At 71.7% G+C, this 16,968-nt stretch carries 15 protein-coding genes; 4 read left to right on the top strand and 11 right to left on the bottom strand.

The window, feature by feature from the left end; genetic code table 11:
• Positions 1-20: 20 nt before the first annotated feature.
• The 8 genes from TAE01_RS00795 to TAE01_RS00830 form a co-directional block, all read right to left on the bottom strand.
• Positions 21-1,028 carry a GNAT family N-acetyltransferase gene (locus TAE01_RS00795; RefSeq protein ID WP_147062418.1) on the bottom strand — a complete coding sequence of 336 codons (1,008 nt, stop codon included), beginning with the start codon at positions 1,026-1,028 and terminating at the stop codon, positions 21-23.
• Between the two features lie 171 nt (positions 1,029-1,199).
• Positions 1,200-2,588, bottom strand: coding sequence for an acyltransferase family protein (locus tag TAE01_RS00800; protein ID WP_147062420.1), 1,389 nt, complete (start codon positions 2,586-2,588; stop codon positions 1,200-1,202).
• 144 nt (positions 2,589-2,732) lie between these two features.
• Positions 2,733-3,026: a DUF6458 family protein gene (locus tag TAE01_RS00805; protein ID WP_147062421.1), complete on the bottom strand. Its 294-nt coding sequence runs from the start codon at positions 3,024-3,026 to the stop codon at positions 2,733-2,735.
• A 143-nt stretch (positions 3,027-3,169) separates the two neighbouring features.
• Positions 3,170-4,048, bottom strand: a complete 879-nt coding sequence (locus TAE01_RS00810; RefSeq protein ID WP_147062423.1) for a hypothetical protein — start codon at positions 4,046-4,048, stop codon at positions 3,170-3,172.
• A gap of 56 nt (positions 4,049-4,104) precedes the next feature.
• Complete coding sequence (locus TAE01_RS00815; RefSeq protein WP_147062425.1) at positions 4,105-6,003, bottom strand: NHL domain-containing thioredoxin family protein; 1,899 nt, start codon at positions 6,001-6,003, stop codon at positions 4,105-4,107.
• Positions 6,000-6,806, bottom strand: coding sequence for a carbon-nitrogen family hydrolase (locus TAE01_RS00820; protein WP_147062427.1), 807 nt, complete (start codon positions 6,804-6,806; stop codon positions 6,000-6,002). The genes TAE01_RS00815 and TAE01_RS00820 overlap by 4 nt, the downstream gene beginning before the upstream one ends.
• 95 nt (positions 6,807-6,901) lie before the next feature.
• Positions 6,902-7,084 (bottom strand): DUF6767 domain-containing protein, encoded by a 183-nt coding sequence (locus TAE01_RS00825; RefSeq protein WP_147062429.1) that lies wholly within the window; start codon positions 7,082-7,084, stop codon positions 6,902-6,904.
• Positions 7,085-7,131: 47 nt separating this feature from the next.
• Entirely contained in the window at positions 7,132-9,228 is a 2,097-nt protein-coding gene (locus TAE01_RS00830) for a bifunctional copper resistance protein CopD/cytochrome c oxidase assembly protein (protein ID WP_147062431.1), read from the bottom strand.
• A gap of 26 nt (positions 9,229-9,254) precedes the next feature.
• Between TAE01_RS00830 and TAE01_RS00835 the strand changes: the two genes are divergently transcribed.
• Complete coding sequence (locus tag TAE01_RS00835; protein ID WP_246111056.1) at positions 9,255-10,118, top strand: maleylpyruvate isomerase family mycothiol-dependent enzyme; 864 nt, start codon at positions 9,255-9,257, stop codon at positions 10,116-10,118.
• Positions 10,119-10,318: 200 nt separating this feature from the next.
• Positions 10,319-11,107 (top strand): sigma-70 family RNA polymerase sigma factor, encoded by a 789-nt coding sequence (locus tag TAE01_RS00840; RefSeq protein ID WP_186814986.1) that lies wholly within the window; start codon positions 10,319-10,321, stop codon positions 11,105-11,107.
• A gap of 157 nt (positions 11,108-11,264) precedes the next feature.
• On the opposite strand, the gene TAE01_RS00845 is transcribed toward TAE01_RS00840, so the two are convergent.
• Complete coding sequence (locus TAE01_RS00845; RefSeq protein ID WP_246111057.1) at positions 11,265-12,044, bottom strand: GAF and ANTAR domain-containing protein; 780 nt, start codon at positions 12,042-12,044, stop codon at positions 11,265-11,267.
• Positions 12,045-12,283: 239 nt separating this feature from the next.
• Between TAE01_RS00845 and TAE01_RS00850 the strand changes: the two genes are divergently transcribed.
• Both TAE01_RS00850 and TAE01_RS00855 read left to right on the top strand, forming a co-directional pair.
• Entirely contained in the window at positions 12,284-12,793 is a 510-nt protein-coding gene (locus TAE01_RS00850; protein ID WP_147062433.1) for a MarR family winged helix-turn-helix transcriptional regulator, read from the top strand.
• A 1-nt stretch (position 12,794) separates the two neighbouring features.
• The gene (locus tag TAE01_RS00855; RefSeq protein WP_147062435.1) at positions 12,795-14,558 is read left to right on the top strand and encodes an MDR family MFS transporter; all 1,764 of its coding nucleotides are present in this window, start codon (positions 12,795-12,797) and stop codon (positions 14,556-14,558) included.
• A 320-nt stretch (positions 14,559-14,878) separates the two neighbouring features.
• Here the strand turns inward: TAE01_RS00855 and TAE01_RS00860 are convergent, their stop codons facing one another.
• Positions 14,879-16,078 carry an MFS transporter gene (locus TAE01_RS00860; protein WP_147062437.1) on the bottom strand — a complete coding sequence of 400 codons (1,200 nt, stop codon included), beginning with the start codon at positions 16,076-16,078 and terminating at the stop codon, positions 14,879-14,881.
• Positions 16,079-16,173: 95 nt separating this feature from the next.
• Positions 16,174-16,911, bottom strand: coding sequence for an enoyl-CoA hydratase-related protein (locus TAE01_RS00865; RefSeq protein WP_147062439.1), 738 nt, complete (start codon positions 16,909-16,911; stop codon positions 16,174-16,176).
• Positions 16,912-16,968: the final 57 nt, after the last annotated feature.

The raw sequence follows: 16,968 nt of genomic DNA on the forward strand, positions 1-16,968 counted from the left end.
GACCGTGCTGGCGTATGCCGTCAGGCCAGCGAGCGCTGGTAGGCCGGGCAGAGCTCGACGACGCGGAAGCCGAGGTCCTCGTTGATCGAGACCATCCACGAGTTCGTGTCGTCGTTGCCCGTGACGACCCGTCGGCGCTCGGGGTGGTCGGCCTGCAGGCGTCGCAGGTTCTCGACCTTGACCGCCATGCCGAGACGACGACCGCGGTGGTCGCGGTGCACGAGCGTGCCCCACTGCCAGGCGACGCCGGGCGCACCCTCGGGCAGCATGAGGTCGGAGTAGGCGACGACCTCGCCCGTCGAACGGTGCACCGCGACCGTCGTCAGACGCACGCGCCCCTGCTGCCGGAAGAGCTCGAGGTAGTCCTCGTAGCGCGCCGGCGTCAGGGACTCCTCCTCGAACTCGATGTCGCCGGTGGGGGCGTCGACGGCGAGCTGGTTCATGACGGCGCAGAGCGAGTCCTGCAGGTGCGGGGGGACGCCGCCGACGTGGGTCTCGAGGCGGTAGTCCTCCTCCCGCCTCCGACGGGCGTGCTCGGCGTGCCGGTCGAGCAGGTCGTCGGCCACGGGCAGCTCGAGGTGACGGATGATCTCGGTGTTGCTGAGGTGGAAGCCGTGGCGCTCGGCGAACCGGCGGTAGGCGTGGCCGTCGGAGTCGGGTGGGACCGTGACGTCGACGACCATCGTGGTGCGCCCGGCCTCCCGGACCCGGTCGAGCAGCTGCTCGAGGAGCGCCGTGCCGGCGCCGCGGCCGCGGTGGGCCGGGTCGACCTGGACCTCGAACCACGCCATCGAGGTGTTGTCCTCCATCGGCAGCCACAGGGTGGCGACGCCGACGAGCTCGGCGCCGTCGTGCACGCCCCACATCTCCATCGGCTCGGCCTTGTCGACGTGCCGCCACTCGACGAGGGTCTCTGCCAGTGAGGGCGGCTCGTTCCACGGCCGCTCGTGGCCCTTGCTGGCGATGATGACGTCGTAGGCGCGAGCGCAGGTGCGGTCGTCGTGCACGTCGATGAGGCTCGTCTCCATCACTCGACGGTAGGGCCCGGCGCCGCCGCCGTGCCACCGACTTTCCCCCACCGCAACACACCGAGCAGTGGGCATCCGTGCCGGTTGTAGCCGCCGGGGTTTGGCAGCTGCTCGGTGTGTTGCGGGGCAGGGGTCAGGGGCGGGTGGTTCGGGTGAGGCGCGGGCGGGTGGTCAGGGGCGGGTGGTTCGGGTGGGGCGCGGGCTGGTCGCGCGGAGCAGGAGCAGGCCCACCGCCAGGACGGCGAAGCCGACGACGGGCGTCACGTCGCCGACGAGGAAGAAGACCGGTCGGTTGCCCAGCACGTCGACCCCCACGATCGAGACGACGAGGATCCCGAAGAAGAGCACGCCGGCCGCCACCGCCGCGAGGGGGTCGACCCACCGGCGGGGCTCCTCCGCCGTCGTCGTCGCGGCGCGCGGCCCGCGGTCGAACCGGACGAACACCGCGACGAGCAGGCCGGTCACGACGGCGAGGACCGCGAAGAGCACCGGCCGGGTCAGCCACCAGGCCCACGAGGCGACGGGCGGCTGACCGACGCCGAAGCCGCGCAGCGCGAGCAGCACGGTCATGAGGGCGGTGAGGTGCCAGAGGAAGGCCGTCATCGCGAAGGGGCCTGCCACGACGACCGCCCGCCACGCCCGCGGCTCGGCCAGCACCCGTGCCATGGCGGGTCGCAGCACCACGGCGAGACCGCAGATGCCGATGCCCTGGGAGAGCAGGGCCGCCGTCGGTGGCGCCATGTTCGACACGGCCTCACCGGGCAGCCCGACCATCGACGTCGGGTAGGGGCCGACGGTGATGGCCAGGCCCATCGCGCCGAATCCCACGACCGCCATGACCCAGCCGCGGGCGGTCGTGAGCAGTCCATCGCGCCAGGCGAATCCAAGCTGGTGCAGTGCCAGCCACACGAGTGCGAAGTTGAGGTTGCCCACGATCTCGGGGCCGCCGCCGAAGCGCACCGCGTCGACGAGACACGCGAGCGCGACGAGCACGAGGACGACGCCGAGGCCCCACCGTCGGTGCAGCCGACGCATGAGCGGTGCGAAGGCGCAGGCGCCGAGGTAGATCCCGACGAACCACAGCAGCTGGGGCACCATGACGAGCGCGTCGCGGGCCAGCCGTCCGGTGTCGCCGGGGGTGGACGTCAGGCCGGACAGGTCCGCCGCGACCCCGAGCAGCACCCACACGGCGAGGAAGGCGAGGGTGGGGCGCAGGAGGCGGGCGGCGCGCGCGCGGAAGAACGCGGCATACCTCCCCCGCGGGTTCGGCCGGCGGCGCTCGAGCGACTCGAGGGTGTGCGCGTGCGCGACGCCCCCGACGAGGAAGAAGAGCGGCATGACCTGGAGCAGCCAGGTGAGCGGCTGCAGCGAGGGCACGACCGCGAGCGCGTTGGTGATCCGCCCGTCAGGCGTCAGGGCGACCATGAGCCAGTGGCCCAGGACGACGACGAGGAGCGAGCCGACACGCAGGGCGTCGACCCAGCGGTCCCGGTCGGCCGGCGTCGCTGCGGCGACCTCCGCCGCGGTGCGCGGCGTCGCTTCAGGACGCGTGCTGCTCACATCTCATCGAAGCACGGCCGGCAGTCCGCGCAGATGAGTTCTGCTGCTCAGCCGGTGCGCACGACCGCCGAAAGGCCACGAACCGGGCTGCGGTTCGTGGCCTTTCGAGGTGCTGGGCCGAGGGCCCGTCCCCGGTCAGTACAGCTAGAGGGTCTCGTCGCGACGCTCGACGCGGCGCTCGACGATCTCGTCACCGTCGACGCGGCGCTCGACGACGTCGGGTGCACCACGGCGCTCGGTCACGACGGTGTGCTGGGTGCGGGCGCGCTGAGCGTTGAGGACGAGCGCGAGGATGATCGCGAGTGCGCCGGCCACCATGAAGATGATGCCGATCGTGTTGCCCGTGCTGCTGCTCATGTTGAGGACGCTGGAGTCGATGTTGGTGAAGTAGAAGATCGCTCCGACGACGAGCAGGAAGATCCCGAGTCCGATACCCATGAGGTCTCCTTGGCTGGGGGTACGCCCTGGATGCGCACCTGCGGACCACATACCCGCGGGGCGCCGAACGCGCACAGCGCCGCCGGACCGCGGCCTGACCGCCGCCTGGTCACCGCCCTGGCCGCGGGAACGCCTGGGCAGCCTCAGCTTCTGCGGCGCCGACCGAACGCGAGGCTGACGGCCGACACGACGAGCATGAGGAGCCCGACGCCCACGGCGATCGCGACCTCGTAGTAGAGGTTGCGGGCCGCGAGACCGTAGGCCGCGTCGGCGATCGTGCGCGCCACCGCCGGGTCCACGCGTCGCATGAGCGGCTCGCGCGACACCATGAGGACGAGGGCGAGCGCGAGCGCCGTCACGATCCAGCCGAGCGCCACGAGCGTCGCCGCTGCGCGCCAGCGCCGGGCGAGCGCGATGGACAGCAGGGCGAGCGCGGCCACGACGAGTGGCCCCCAGGGGCCCCACGCGTCGGCGATGCGGTATGCCGTCTGCGCCTTCTGCAGGTCCGTGGCCTTGACGAGAGGGATCGCCACGACCGGGGCGATCGACCCGGCGTCGGGGACACCGGCCTGCTGGAGCACGGACGTCAGGGCCGGGATGGGGATCGTGACGCGCATCGCGACACGGCCCTGGTCGTCGAGCTCCGTGCTGCCCCGGCCCTGCATGACCGCGATGAACTGCGTGTGGACGCTCCGGATGGCCGAGGTCCACGCCGTGGCCACCTGCGGGCTCGCGACGAGCTTGGTCGCCTCGGCGCGGATCGGTGCCTCGAGCGCCTTCTCGATGGCGGGCTGCAGCCGGACCGCCGACAGGACGCCCTTGACGATGCCGTCGGCGAGGGCCTCCTGCACCTGCGGCTTCGAGACGACGGGCTGGAGCTCCTGGACGAAGACGTCCGTGCGCGTCAGCAGCACCGAGGCCCAGAAGCCGACGAGGGAGACCGGCAGCAGGACGATGGCCAGCAGCCCGCAGATCGCGGAGAGGACCGAGCGTCCGCCGCCACCGGATGCCTGTCGTGCCAAGGGAGCCACCTCGTCCGTTCCGTCTGGTTCGTGCCGGTACGTGCCGGTTCGTCCGGCTAGTCGCCGGCCCTGACCCCCCTGAGGTCGAGAGACAGTGTGGCACCGGCGCTCGGGTCGAGGGTGACCGGGATGCCCCAGTCCTGCTGGAAGAGGTGGCAGGCGGCATGCTCCGGCACCTCGCCGGTCTCGGGGTCCCCGTCGCACGCGGCGGCCTGGACGGAGATGTGCAGCGTGCCCGAGCCGATACCCTCGCGCAGCACGAGCGTCCGGGTCAGCCCCTCGGCGCGCCCGGCGCCGGAGACGAGGAGCGCGTCGGGGGTCGCCGACACGTCGAGCCGGGTGGGGTCGCCCCAGCGGTGGTCGAGCTTCTGCCCCTTCGGGGGGACGAAGGTCACCTCGAGGGCGACCTCCCCGGCGGGCAGGGGCGTCGGCGGCCGCTGGGTGCGGTGGGCGGGTCCGTCGACGCGCTGGGCGGCTTCGGGCAGCGCGATGCGCGTCAGGCGGTGGGCCGCCGACTCGACGACGACGAGGCGCACCTCCCCCGACCGGCCATCGTGCTCGACGACGGCGTCGCTCGGCTCGGCGAGGCCCTGGGCCAGGGTCGAGACCTGCCCCGTCGCGGGGTCGTAGCGGCGCACGGCCCCGTTGTAGGTGTCGCTGACGGCGACCGAGCCGTCCGGCAGCTCGGTGACGCCGAGAGGGTGCTGCAACAGGGCCTCGCCGGCATCGCCGTCGCGGTGGCCGAAGTCGAACAGGCCGGTCCCGACGTGGGTCTCGACGACGAGGTGACCGTCGGCGTCGGTCGTCACGGACCGGAGGGCGGACGTCTCGGAGTCGGCCACCCAGACGCGGTCGCCCGCAGCCGACGTCGCGAGACCGGAGGGCTGGGCGAACCACGACTCGGGCGCCGGACCGTCGACGAGTCCCTCGTTGGAGGTGCCCGCGACGACCTCGACGACGCCGTCCTCGAGGGTCTCTCCGGGCGTCCAGGCCCAGAGCTGGTGGGTGCCGGCCATCGCGACGATGAGCCGGTCGCCGAGCCAGGCGAGGTCCCACGGCGTCGACAGGGCCTGCTCGAGCGCGGGACCACCGCCGGTGCGCTCGCGCAGCTGCGAGCCCGTGCCGGCCAGGACGTGGACCGACCCGTCGGACAAGCGGATTCCCTTGACCTGGTGGTTGACCGAGTCCGCGACGAGCAGGTCGACGCCGAGCCTCCGGGCGACGTCCGGCGTGGCGAGGAGGACGCCCTGCGGCTCGTTGAGCACCCCGTCCCCGCCCCAGCGCGCACGCTCGGTCACGAGGTCCTCCTCGAGGTGCACGACCTCGTGGTTCGCGGTGTCGCTGACGACGAACGAGGCGTCGGGCAGCGCGAGCGCCTTGCCCGGGAAGCGCAACGCCGTGTCGGGAGCCGGCGGGGGGACGTAGGGGTCGTCGCCCGGCTGGAGCGTGCCCTTGGCCCGGTGCTCCTCGACGATCTCCGTGACGAGCGCGGCGAGTCCGGGGCCGTGGCCCTCTCCGGACATCGAGGCGACGACATAGCCCTCCGGGTCGAGCACGACGAGCGTGGGCCAGGCGCGGGCGGCATACGCCTTCCACGTCACGAGCTCCGGGTCGTCGAGCACGGGGTGGTGGACGGCATACCGCTCGACGGCGGCGGCCAGGGCGTCGGCGTCGGCCTCGTGCTCGAACTTCGGCGAGTGGACGCCGACGATCGTCAGAGCGTCGGGGAACTGCGCCTCGACGGGTCGCAGCTCGTCGAGGACGTGCAGGCAGTTGACGCAGCAGAAGGTCCAGAAGTCGAGCACGACGACGCGCCCCCGCAGGTCGGCGAGGGAGAGGGAGCGGCCGCCGGTGTTGAGCCAGCCCCGCCCGACGAGCTCGGGTGCACGCACCCTGACCCGCGAGCGCAGCGTGGCGGCGTCGGTGCCAGTGCCAGTGTCGGTGTCGGTGCTCACGAGAGCCTCCGGTCGGCCAGGACGGGGAAGGTCCGGCGCCACTCGGGGGTCACCGTGGTGTCGATGTCGATACTCAGCACCTCTTCGTCAAGGCCTGCGGCGGCCAGAACCTTCCCGGTGGCGTCGACGACCTGCGAGTGCCCACCCATCTCGTGGCGGGCGTGCGTGCCGGCCGTGTTGCACTGGATCACCACGCACTGGTCCTCGACGGCGCGGGCCTGGCCGAGCAGCGTCCAGTGGGCCACGCGCCTGCGGGGCCAGGCTGCGGGGATGACGAAGACCTCGGCGCCACGGTCGAGCAGACGGCGGTAGAGCTCGGGGAAGCGCAGGTCGTAGCAGGTGGAGAGGCCGACCGACACCGTGCCGCCGGTCGCGACGGGCACGTCGAGGACGACGAGGTCCGCACCGGCGTCCATGAGGCTGGGCTCGCCCTCACCGAAGCCGAAGCGGTGGATCTTGCGGTAGGTCGCGACGAGCTCGCCGTCGGGCGAGAAGACGAGGCTGGTGTTCCACAGGCCCCGGCCGTCGGCCTCGACGGGCTCGGCCCGCTCGACGATCGACCCACCGTGGAGGGTCACGCGGGCGTCCCGGGCGGCAGCGGCGAGGGCCTGCGCGACGGGTCCGTCGACGGCCTCGGCCCGCTCGTCCCACGCGGTGTAGTCGAAGCCGCCCGCGGGCCACAGCTCCGGGAGGACGACGAGGTCGTGGCCCGCCTGGGCGCGCACGAGGTGGGCGACACGCGCGGTGCGGTCGAGAACCGACTCGTCGTCGCCGTAGGCGAGCTGGATGAGGGCAACCTTCATGGGCCAACTCTCACACGCACGGTGCTCGCCGGGCGAGTGCCGACCACGGGCGGGACCCGCGACCCCAGGGGAAAGGTCGTGGGTCCGCGCCCGGGTCAGCGAACCCGGGTGCGGTGACGCTCGCGACGCCGGGCCGCGAGCTCCTCCCGCAGCTCCGGGTCGCTCTGGACGAGGTAGACGAGGCCGCAGTCCTGCGGACCGCGCGCCCCGGGGAAGCACAGCGTGCACGGCTCACCGATCCGGATCGGGCACCGGGGGTTCGACGTTCGCTCGGGCATGTCCCCTCCTCCGCCACCAATACTACAACGAGTAGTATTTGGGTCGGTCACCGCCGGGGGCGGGCCTCACGCTTCGCCAGGGCCGCGAGCTGCTCGTTGTATGCCGTGAGCTCGGCGTCACCGTCGCGGTCGGCACGGCGGTCCTTGCGCACCGACTCCGCACTGTCGGTGCGGAACCACTGCATGGCGACCGTGAGCGCGAGCACGAGGCTGGGCAGCTCGCCGATCGCCCACGCGACCCCGCCGCCGAAGCGCTGGTCGGCGAGGGGGTCGGTGACCCACGGCATGGCGACGGTCGGGAAGAAGTCGCCGCCGAGCAGGGTCGTGCCACTGATCATCGCGACACCGAAGAACGCGTGGAAGGAGATCGTCGCGAACAGCACGACGAGCCGGAGCGCCGGACTCCACCGCTTGGGGCCGGGGTCGACACCCACGAGCACCCAGGCGAAGAGGTAGCCGGCGAGGACGAAGTGGGCCGTCATGAGCAGGTGCCCGGTGTGCGTCTGCAGGGCCAGCTGGAACAGGCCCGTCCAGTAGAAGACGACGAGGCTCATGAAGAAGAACGCGCCGGCGAAGATCGGGTTGCCGACGACGGCGAGGAAGCGGGAGTGGACCAGCGCGAGCAGCATCTCGCGCGGCCCGAGCGTGCCGTCGGTGCGGGCCCGCACCGACCGCAGCGCAAGCGTCACCGGCGCGCCGAGGACGAGGAAGATCGGGACGACCATGGCCTCGACCATGTGCAGCGTCATGTGCCAGGAGAAGGCCACCCGGCCGTAGATGCCGAGCACGCCGTTGGTGGCGTAGAGGAAGAGCAGCCAGCCGACGACCCAGCTGAGCAGCCGCAGCACCGACCAGGAGTCGCCGCGCCGCCGCAGGCGCAGGACCCCGGCGACGTAGAGACCGATGGCGAGCAGTCCTGTCGCGAGGAAGAGCCACTCGACCCGCCACGCCGTGAGCCAGGACAGGGCCGTCGGGGCCGACGGCGCGGGGTAGCCGGTCAGTGACAGCGCAGCGCTCGGGTCGGAGACCGTCTCGGGCACCGGCGGCTCGCTGCGAGCCAGGGCGGTCGCGACCCCGAAGGCGAGCGCCATGACGAGCGTCTCGACGACGGCGAGGCGCACGAAGAGCCGACCGCGGGCGGACTCGGCGCCCCGCGCGAGAGCGGACGTCGACCGCGATTCGACGACACCGTCGATGCGGTCGAGCGTGACGCGTCGGTGCCAGACCCCCGCGACGCCGAGGGCGGTGAAGGCCAGGACCTTGACGAGGACGAGCACCCCGTAGGGCGTGCCGAGGTCGGACCACGAGCCGAGACGGGTCGTCGCCGACATCACGCCCGAGACGCCGAGGGTGACGAAGCACCAGAGCGCGACGGTCGAGTAGCGCCGGGCCACGACGCCGAGCGCGTCCCCGAGGGGACGGCGCAGCACGATGAGCGCGATGAGCCCCCCGACCCAGATCGCGGCGCTCAACAGGTGCGCGGCGATGGCGTTGACGGCCGTCTCGTGGTCGGCCGACCCGCCGGCGTGACCGGCGAGACCCAGGACGAGCAGGCCGAGCGTCGCCAGGGCGGTGAGCGCCACCGCCACGGCCCGGGAGCGGGACACCGCGGCCACCGAGGCGACGACGAAGGCCGCGACGGTGCTGAGGAGGCCCACCCGCAGGGTCTCGATCGACCAGACCGAGCCCATCAGCTGGTTGCCGAAGTCGGGGTTCGCGACCGACAGCCCTGCCGCGTCGGCGAAGGTGAACACGACTCCGACGGCGCCTGCGACCGCCCACACGAAGGCCGACGCGGTGGCGACCCGGTAGGCGGCAGCGCGGCGGGGCTCGTCGAGGGCCGAGCTCTCGGCACGGGTCCGGCCCGGGATCATCGTCGCGGCGAGCAGCAGCGACCCGATGGTCAGCGAGGCCGCGACGTCGTGGACGACCCGGACGAGCGGGAGCGACCACCGCACGACCGGCCCCGCGTCGGTGAGGCCGCCCGGGAGCGCCTCGGCCGCCCCGCTGAAGCGGGCAGCGAGCACGCTCGACACGAGGCCGACGGCGACGACACCGGCCACCACCGCCGAGGCGCCGAACCCGCGCGAGGGGTCCGCACCGGTCCGCGCACCCGTCAGACCGTCTCGCTCGAGGCTTGGCATGCCTCAAGGGTAAGTACTCTGATGACATGCCCATGCACCCGGCCGCCCCTGACGACCGCACCGGACTGATCGACGCGTTCGACCACTCCGTGCAGTCGATCATCGACCTCGGGTACTCCTGCCGGGACGAGGACTTCGAGCTCCAGACCGAGTGCCCGGGGTGGACCGTCAAGGACCAGATCGCCCACGTCGTCGGCGCGGAGAAGTCCTTCGCCGGTCTCCCGCGACCGCAGGTCGAGGTGCCCGACTACCCCCACGTCCACAGCGACTTCGCGCGGTTCGTCGAGGTCGACGTCGAGGCCCGCCGGGGCCTCAGCGGACGCGACGTCGTGGCCGAGCTGGCCGAGTTCCACCCGCTGCGGGTGGCCGAGCTGCGCGAGTCCGACACCGACATCGACACGGTCATCGGTGGTTTCTTCGGACCGGAGACGACGTTCGGCGAGCACCTGCACCGTCGGATCGTCGACGCCTGGGTGCACGAGCAGGACCTCCGCGCCGCCCTCGACCGCCCCGGCAACCTCGACTCCGCGAGCGCCGCGGTCTTCACCGCCGACATCCTCGACGCGCTCCCCCGCATCGCCTCCCGGGTCGCCGGCATCGGTGCGGGGCACGCCGTCGTCCTCGACGTCAGCGGCCCGGTGGTCGCCCGTGGCGGCGTCCGCATCGTCACCGGCGAGGACGGGCGCCCTTACGGGGAAGCACTTTTCAGCGGCAACGACCGTCCTGACGGTGAGGAGCAGCTCGACGTCACGTCGATCCACCTCACCACCGACGCCCTGACCCGCAGGGCCGCCGGACGTCGTCCGGTCGACGAGATCCACTTCACCGTGACCGGCGACGACGACATCGCCCGTCGACTCCTCGAAGCGCTCGTCGTCGTCAGTCACTGAGTCAGTAACTGAGTCGGCCGCGCGCCGGGATCCCCGAATCCCGGCAGTCCTGCGCAGGGGCGGAGACGCGCCCGCGTATACACCCGAACGGCCTCTGACGGGGCGCGCCGCCACCTTGTGTATATGTGCCCAACGGCCTAGCGTCATGAGTAGTCGGTCAAGCCAGCGCCGCATCGGGGATCCGATCCATCGGAGTTGAAATGACCGACCCATCCGTGGGTCCGCGCAAGGACGCGCGAACCAGAGAGCTCATCCATACCCTTCGCACGTCGGACTCCGAGTCCGACCGCGCCACCGCTCTCGAGACCGTGACGGTGCTGCACATGCCGCTCGCCCGTTCTCTTGCGCATCGCTACTCGGGCAAGGGCCTCGACCGCGAGGACCTCGAGCAGGTGGCCTTCCTGGCCCTGCTCAAGGCCGTCAAGCGGTTCGACCTGTCCAAGCCGACCGAGTTCGGCGCCTACGCCACACCCACCATCACCGGAGAGCTGCGTCGTCACTTCCGTGACCACGGCTGGCTCGTGCGGCCCCCGCGGGAGCTGCAGGAGCGCCGGCAGCTCGTCACCGACACCCGGTCACGGCTCGAGCAGCGGCTCGGCCACGATCCGGACGCCGGCGAGCTCGCCACCGAGCTCGACATCTCCCTCGAGTCGGTCCGGGAGGCGCAGGTGGCCTCGACCAACCTCCGCCCTGCCTCGCTCGACTCGACGACGGCCGACGGCAGCCGACCCGTGCTCGACCTGCTCGACGCGCGTGGCGACCCGGGCTCGGACCCGGCACTGGACGAGGGCATCGTCGTGCGCACGGCCCTCGAGCGGCTCCCCGCTCGGGACCAGCGGCTCGTGCAGCTGCGCTTCGGCGGCGACATGACCCAGGCGGAGATCGCCGAGTCCATGGGCCTCAGCGCGATGCAGGTGAGTCGCCTGCTGCGACGCACCCTCGACGAGCTGCGACGGCAGCTGTCCGCGGAGGGCATGGCCTCGGCCTGACCCACCATCGTTGATCCGAGTGGTCCCGACGCCCGCAAGGCGGGTCGGGGCCACTCGTCGTCTCCCGGGATGTCGGCCCGTCGGCCCGTCGGCCCGCCGTGGTGGAGCAGCCGCAGACGTAAGCGGCGGACGCGAGGCCGAGAACCCGAGAACGGGGTCAGACGGTGGAGCTCGCCGCGTTGCTGCCCGCGCCGGTGCCCGAGTCCTGACGCGTGTCGACGCCCGGGGCGTACTGCGACTCCTGGCCCTCGATGACCTGCGAGGCGACCTGGGCGAGCTTCATGTTGAGCTCCTGCGACGTGCTCCGCAGCAGCTCGAAGGCCTGCTGGCCGCTGATGTGGTGCGCGGCCATGAGCAGGCCCACCGCCTTGCCGATCTCGCGGTTGCTCTGGAGCCCCTGGCGCAGCGTCGCGGCCTCCTCACGGGCCCGGATCGCCATGAGGGCGACCGAGGCGAACGAGGCGATGACGGCGCCGACGTCGGCCGACTTGGACGTCAGGCCGCCCGGGGTGTCGGAGAAGAGGTTGAGGGCCCCGACCTTGTCGCCGTCGAGGAGCAGCCGGTAGCCGATGGCCGAGCGCACGGGCGTCTCGGCCACGATGCGCTCGGTGAACCGCGGCCAGGGCGTCTTCGCGTCGGTGAGGTCGGCGTCGTGCTGGTAGGCCTCGGAGATGATGGCGTCGACACAGGGCCCCTCGCCGACCTCGAGCTCGATCTGGTCGATCCGGCGGGCGATGTCGTCGGTGCTGGCGGCCGTGACGTAGCGGTCCCGGGTGCGCACAAGGAGAGACGCACGGTCGCAGCCCTCGACGAGCCGCAGGGCGGCGTCGACCAGGGACTGGTGGATCGAGCCCGAGTCCGCACCGGCATAGATCAGCGCGGACATCTGTCGGAAGGCGTCGTTGACCGTCGGGTCGATCGGAACGTCGCTCGTCATGGCACTCCCTGCACTCCTGCATCCCGGCGCCCCGGCCCCGCACGTTGCTGGACGGTCTGGACGCATCAGTCATCCTCGCACCTCCCCCGAGGCGCGAGACCACAGACAACCACACGAGCCGCCCCCGTGGCGAGATCGTCTCATGGTTGTACAAAGGCTGGACATATGAATTGACGCCGAGGCCATCGAGGCAGATACTTGCGTGCTGCAAGCAACTATCCGCGATCGAGGAGCACCCCATGGCAGTGACGGAGGACGAGGCGAACGCCGTGTTCCTCGGGATGCTGCGCGTCCAGAAGCTCCTCGTCGCGGCCAAGCACAGCGCTCCTCGCCTCGAGGACGGCATCGACGTCACGGCATACCCCGTGCTCTTCGTCGTCGCGGGCGCGGGCACCGTGCGCATCTCCGAGCTCGCCACGACCGTGCACAACGACGTGTCGACGGTGAGCCGCCAGGTCAGCTCGCTCGTCACGAGCGGTCTGCTCGAGAAGAGCGCCGACCCCAGCGACGGACGCGCCTGGGTCGTCTCCCTCACCGACCGCGGCCACGACGCCGTCGTCCGCATCCAGGCCAGCCGCGCCGCGTGGTTCCAGAGCCTCCTCACCGACTGGGACGGCCCGGACACCACCGAGTTCGTCACGCGGCTGCGCGAGCTCGGTGACGCGCTCGACACCAACCTCCGGGACCGGGGTGCAACGACGCCCCCCATGCCCTTCGACTCCAGAATCCAGCAGCAGAAAGAGGACTGACATGTCCGACACCACCGCCGAACCGTCGCGGGCAGACGCCCGCCCGGGCGCACCGGCCACCGCGGCGGGCGTGTCCGTCCCCGAGGTCGACGGACGACCCGTGCTCTCCCACAAGGAGATCCTCACGATCCTCGTCGGGCTCATGATGGGGATGTTCCTCGCCGCGCTCGACCAGACCATCGTCGCGAGCGCGATGCGTGTCATCGCCGACGACCTCAACGACCTCGCCGGCCAGGCCTGGGTCACGACGGCATACCTCATCACGAGCACCATCGCGACGCCGCTCTACGGCAAGCTCGGTGACATCTACGGGCGCAAGAAGCTCTTCATCTTCGCCATCTCGATCTTCACGATCGGCTCGATGCTGTGCACGCTCGCCTGGTCGATCCCGTCCCTCGCGGCCTTCCGTGCCGTCCAGGGCATCGGCGCCGGCGGCCTCTTCTCGCTGGCCCTCGCGATCATCGGCGACATCGTGCCGCCGCGTGAGCGCGCGAAGTACCAGGGCTACTTCCTCGCCGTCTTCGGCACCTCGAGCGTCCTCGGCCCGGTCATCGGCGGCTTCTTCGCCGGCCAGACCGCCATCTTCGGCGTCACCGGCTGGCGCTGGGTGTTCCTCGTCAACGTGCCGATCGCCGTCGCGGCCCTCATCGTCGTCACGCGCACCCTGCACCTCAAGCACCGTCGCCTCGACCACCGCATCGACTACTGGGGCGCCCTCAGCCTCGCCGTCGCCCTCGTGCCGCTGCTCATCGTCGCCGAGCAGGGCCGCGAGTGGGGCTGGAGCTCCGCGACCGCGATCACCTGCTACGCCATCGGTGCGGCGGGCCTCGTCGCCTTCTTCCTCTTCGAGCGCGCCATGGGAGAGGAGGCGCTCATCCCGCTGCGTCTCTTCACCAACCGCACGGTCGCCTCGTCGTCGATCGCCTCGGTCTTCATCGGCATGGGCATGTTCGGCGGTCTCGCCGCGATCCCGCTCTACCTGCAGATCGTCAAGGGCTCGACGCCGACCGAGGCCGGCCTCCAGCTGCTGCCGATGACGCTCGGGATCATGTCCGGCTCGATCATCTCGGGTCAGCTCATCTCGCGCACCGGTCGCTACCGGCACTTCCCGATCATGGGTGCCGCGATCCTCGTGCTCTCGCTCTACGGCTTCCACTTCGTCGGCGCGGACACCCCGCTCTGGAAGACGATGATCGGGATGTTCTTCTTCGGCATCGGCCTCGGCTTCAACTTCCAGCCGCTGACCCTCGCCGTGCAGAACGCCGTCGACCGCCGCGACATGGGGGTGGCCACCTCCTCCGCGACGTTCACCCGCCAGATCGGTGGCACGCTCGGCACCGCCGTCTTCCTGTCGATCCTCTTCTCGCAGGCCGGCACGAAGATCTCGGACGCCTTCGCGAGCATCGCGCCGACGCCCGCCTTCCAGGCTGCGGTGCGCAACCCGAGCGGCGGCGACCCGGCCACGAACAAGGCCTTCGTCCAGCAGCTCCAGGCCGCCCAGCAGTCCGGCAACGCCGGTGGGGGCGTGGGCGGTTCGGCCCTGTCCGACAGCTCCTTCATCAACCAGCTGGACCCGCGTCTGGCCAAGCCGTTCCTCATCGGCTTCTCCGACGCGATGTCGGTCGTCTTCCTCGTGGCCGCGGGCGTGCTCGTCTTCGCCTTCATCGCCACGCTCTTCCTGCCGCACGTCGACCTCGGCCCCAAGCCGGGCGCCGCGGCCGCCAAGGACGACGAGGAAGCCGTCGCCATCCCCGCCGGTCACTGACCCGGCTGCACCGTCGAGAGGCCACCCTGTGCGGTGACCTCCGGTCGAAAGGCCACTTCTCGTCACGAGAGGTGGCCTTTCGTCGTAGCGGCACCTGCAGGAAGTGGCCTCTCGACGTGGACGACGTGGACGACGGGGCCGAACGTGGCCTCCCGACGGTGCACGCGAGGGGGCGTATGCCGGGTGGCCGGCCGTCGTGTGCGCGATCGTCGGGCGTCCGGTGGGGTCCTGGCACCACCGGATGCAGGACCATCGAGCGCACGATCACGCGCACGCCGGGCCAGTGCTGGGCCGGCGCCGGGTGTCAGTAGCGCGGGTCGTCAGCGCAGGGTGTGCAGCTCGCGCCGGGTGAGGAAGGCGCGCGTGCCGAGGGCCATGACGAAGGCGAAGCCACCGGCGAGGATCGCCACCCAGTAGCCGTGCTGCGAGCCGACGTGGTCGACGACGACGCCCGAGACGGCCGACCCGGCCGCGACCCCGATGATGATGCCGGTCAGCACGATCGTCATGCCCTCGTTGAGCTGCGCCTTGGGCACGATCCGCTCGATGAGGTTCATCGTCGTGATGAGGGTCGGCGCGGTCGCCATGCCGGCCACGAGCATGAGCCCGGCGAGGATCCACAGGTTGCCGGCGAAGAGCACCGGGATCTCGAGCACCGCCATGCCGAGCGTGCCCGCGATGAGGAGCTTGACGAGGCTGCGCCCGTGGGACAGGTGGCCGAAGACGAGTCCTGCGATGGCCGACCCCACGGCATACAACGCGAGGATCGCGCCGGCAGCGCTCGGGGCGCCGAGGTCCTTGGAGACGGCGAGCGTGACGACCTCGTTGACCCCGAAGATCGCTCCCGTCATGACCATGATGAAGGCGAGCGGGATGAGCCCGGGCACCGTGTGGGCGTGCTCCGTCGGCCGCTCGTGGTGCGGCACGACGGGCGGCTCGGTGGACCGCGCCGAGACGAAGACGAGCACCCCGACGGTGTAGGCCAGGGCGGCGAAGAGGAAGCCGGCCTCGGGGAAGAGCGTCGTCGACAGCCAGATCGCGAGGACCGGGCCGATGACGAAGGTCAGCTCCTCCATGACCTGCTCGAACGACATCGCCGCGTGCAGGTTCTTCGGGTCGTGGGCGAAGATGTGCGACCACCGGGCGCGGGCCATCGTGCCGAGGTTGGGGATGGCGCCGCACAGCGGGAAGGTGATGAAGAGCAGCCACGACGGCCAGCCACGCATCGACACGAGCAGGGTCATGACGACCCAGAAGCCGGACCACAGGAAGAACGGGATCGCGATCCGGCGCTGTCCGTGGCGGTCGACGAGCCTCCCGAGGAACGGGGCGAAGAGCGCCAGCGAGACCATGCCGACGGCGACTACCGCGCCGGCGAGCGCGTAGGAGCCGGTGCGTGCCGAGACCATCGCGACGACGGACACGGCGAACATCGAGCCTGCCGAGCGGGCGATCATCCCCCCGGCGATGAAGACGCGTGCCCCCGGCACCTCGAAGAGAGGTCGGTAGGACGCCAGCACAGGTGCTCCTTCAGGGGTCGGGGACGGTCAACCTCCCCATCCTCGCATCACGACCCCGGGGAGGCCGAAATGCCGGATTCGTGGTGAGGCGCGCCTCACGCCCCGTGCTTGCGGCGCAGCGACCACATCTGCGGCGAGCGCTCGAGCTCGACGGAGACGTCCCACGGGAGGCCTCCCGGGGCGGTCTCGCGGCGGAAGCTCGCGACCATCCGGCGGGCGAGGGCGGGGTCCCTGGCGACGCGGGCGGCGATCGCCAGCGCCTCGTCCTGCACGGCGTCGTCGTCGTGGGCCGCCCAGGCCAGTCCCAGAGCCACGGCGCGGTCGCCGTCGACCTCGTCACCGAAGAGGCCGAGGGCGGCGGCGGCCTCGCGGCCGGCGACCCGGTTGATGAGCGTGAAGTGCCCACCCCCGGGGTGGATCCCGATCTGCGCGAAGCCCGGGAGCAACCGGGCCGTGCGCGAGACGATGCGCAGGTCGGTGGCGAGCGCCAGGTTGAGGCCGGCGCCCACGGCGGCCCCGCGGACGGCGGCGACGGTCGGCACGGCGATCGAGCCGATGGTCGTGAAGGCGGCGTAGACCGTCTCGAGGTTGCGGTAGGCCTCGTCCTCGACGGGGTCCCGCCCGGTGTCGGCGAGGACGCTGCGGACCGCACCGGCGCAGAAGTGCGCCCCACCCGTGACGACGACGGCGCCGACCGCGTCGTCGGACTCCGCGGTGCGCGCGGCGTCGATGAGCTCGCGCGACATCTCGACCGACAGCGCGTTGCGACGCTCGGGGGCGTCGAGGGTGATGAGGGCGACGCCGTCGGTCACGTCGTAGCGGATCTCGGTCATGCAGCGGATCTCCTTGGTCGAGTGGGCACCTCGTGCCACGTCGTCGCTCCGGTGGCC

Source organism: Terrabacter aerolatus (assembly GCF_007991735.1).
GTDB classification, from domain to species: domain Bacteria; phylum Actinomycetota; class Actinomycetes; order Actinomycetales; family Dermatophilaceae; genus Terrabacter; species Terrabacter aerolatus.

What these genes read in the sequence shown, in the direction of transcription:
- TAE01_RS00795 (WP_147062418.1), bottom strand. Translation starts at nt 1,028, where the DNA reads ATGGAGACGAGCCTCATCGACGTGCACGACGACCGCACCTGCGCTCGC.
- TAE01_RS00805 (WP_147062421.1), bottom strand. Translation starts at nt 3,026, where the DNA reads ATGGGTATCGGACTCGGGATCTTCCTGCTCGTCGTCGGAGCGATCTTC.
- TAE01_RS00820 (WP_147062427.1), bottom strand. Translation starts at nt 6,806, where the DNA reads ATGAAGGTTGCCCTCATCCAGCTCGCCTACGGCGACGACGAGTCGGTT.
- TAE01_RS00825 (WP_147062429.1), bottom strand. Translation starts at nt 7,084, where the DNA reads ATGCCCGAGCGAACGTCGAACCCCCGGTGCCCGATCCGGATCGGTGAG.
- TAE01_RS00830 (WP_147062431.1), bottom strand. Translation starts at nt 9,228, where the DNA reads ATGCCAAGCCTCGAGCGAGACGGTCTGACGGGTGCGCGGACCGGTGCG.
- TAE01_RS00835 (WP_246111056.1), top strand. Translation starts at nt 9,255, where the DNA reads ATGCCCATGCACCCGGCCGCCCCTGACGACCGCACCGGACTGATCGAC.
- TAE01_RS00840 (WP_186814986.1), top strand. Translation starts at nt 10,319, where the DNA reads ATGACCGACCCATCCGTGGGTCCGCGCAAGGACGCGCGAACCAGAGAG.
- TAE01_RS00845 (WP_246111057.1), bottom strand. Translation starts at nt 12,044, where the DNA reads ATGACGAGCGACGTTCCGATCGACCCGACGGTCAACGACGCCTTCCGA.
- TAE01_RS00850 (WP_147062433.1), top strand. Translation starts at nt 12,284, where the DNA reads ATGGCAGTGACGGAGGACGAGGCGAACGCCGTGTTCCTCGGGATGCTG.
- TAE01_RS00855 (WP_147062435.1), top strand. Translation starts at nt 12,795, where the DNA reads ATGTCCGACACCACCGCCGAACCGTCGCGGGCAGACGCCCGCCCGGGC.
- TAE01_RS00865 (WP_147062439.1), bottom strand. Translation starts at nt 16,911, where the DNA reads ATGACCGAGATCCGCTACGACGTGACCGACGGCGTCGCCCTCATCACC.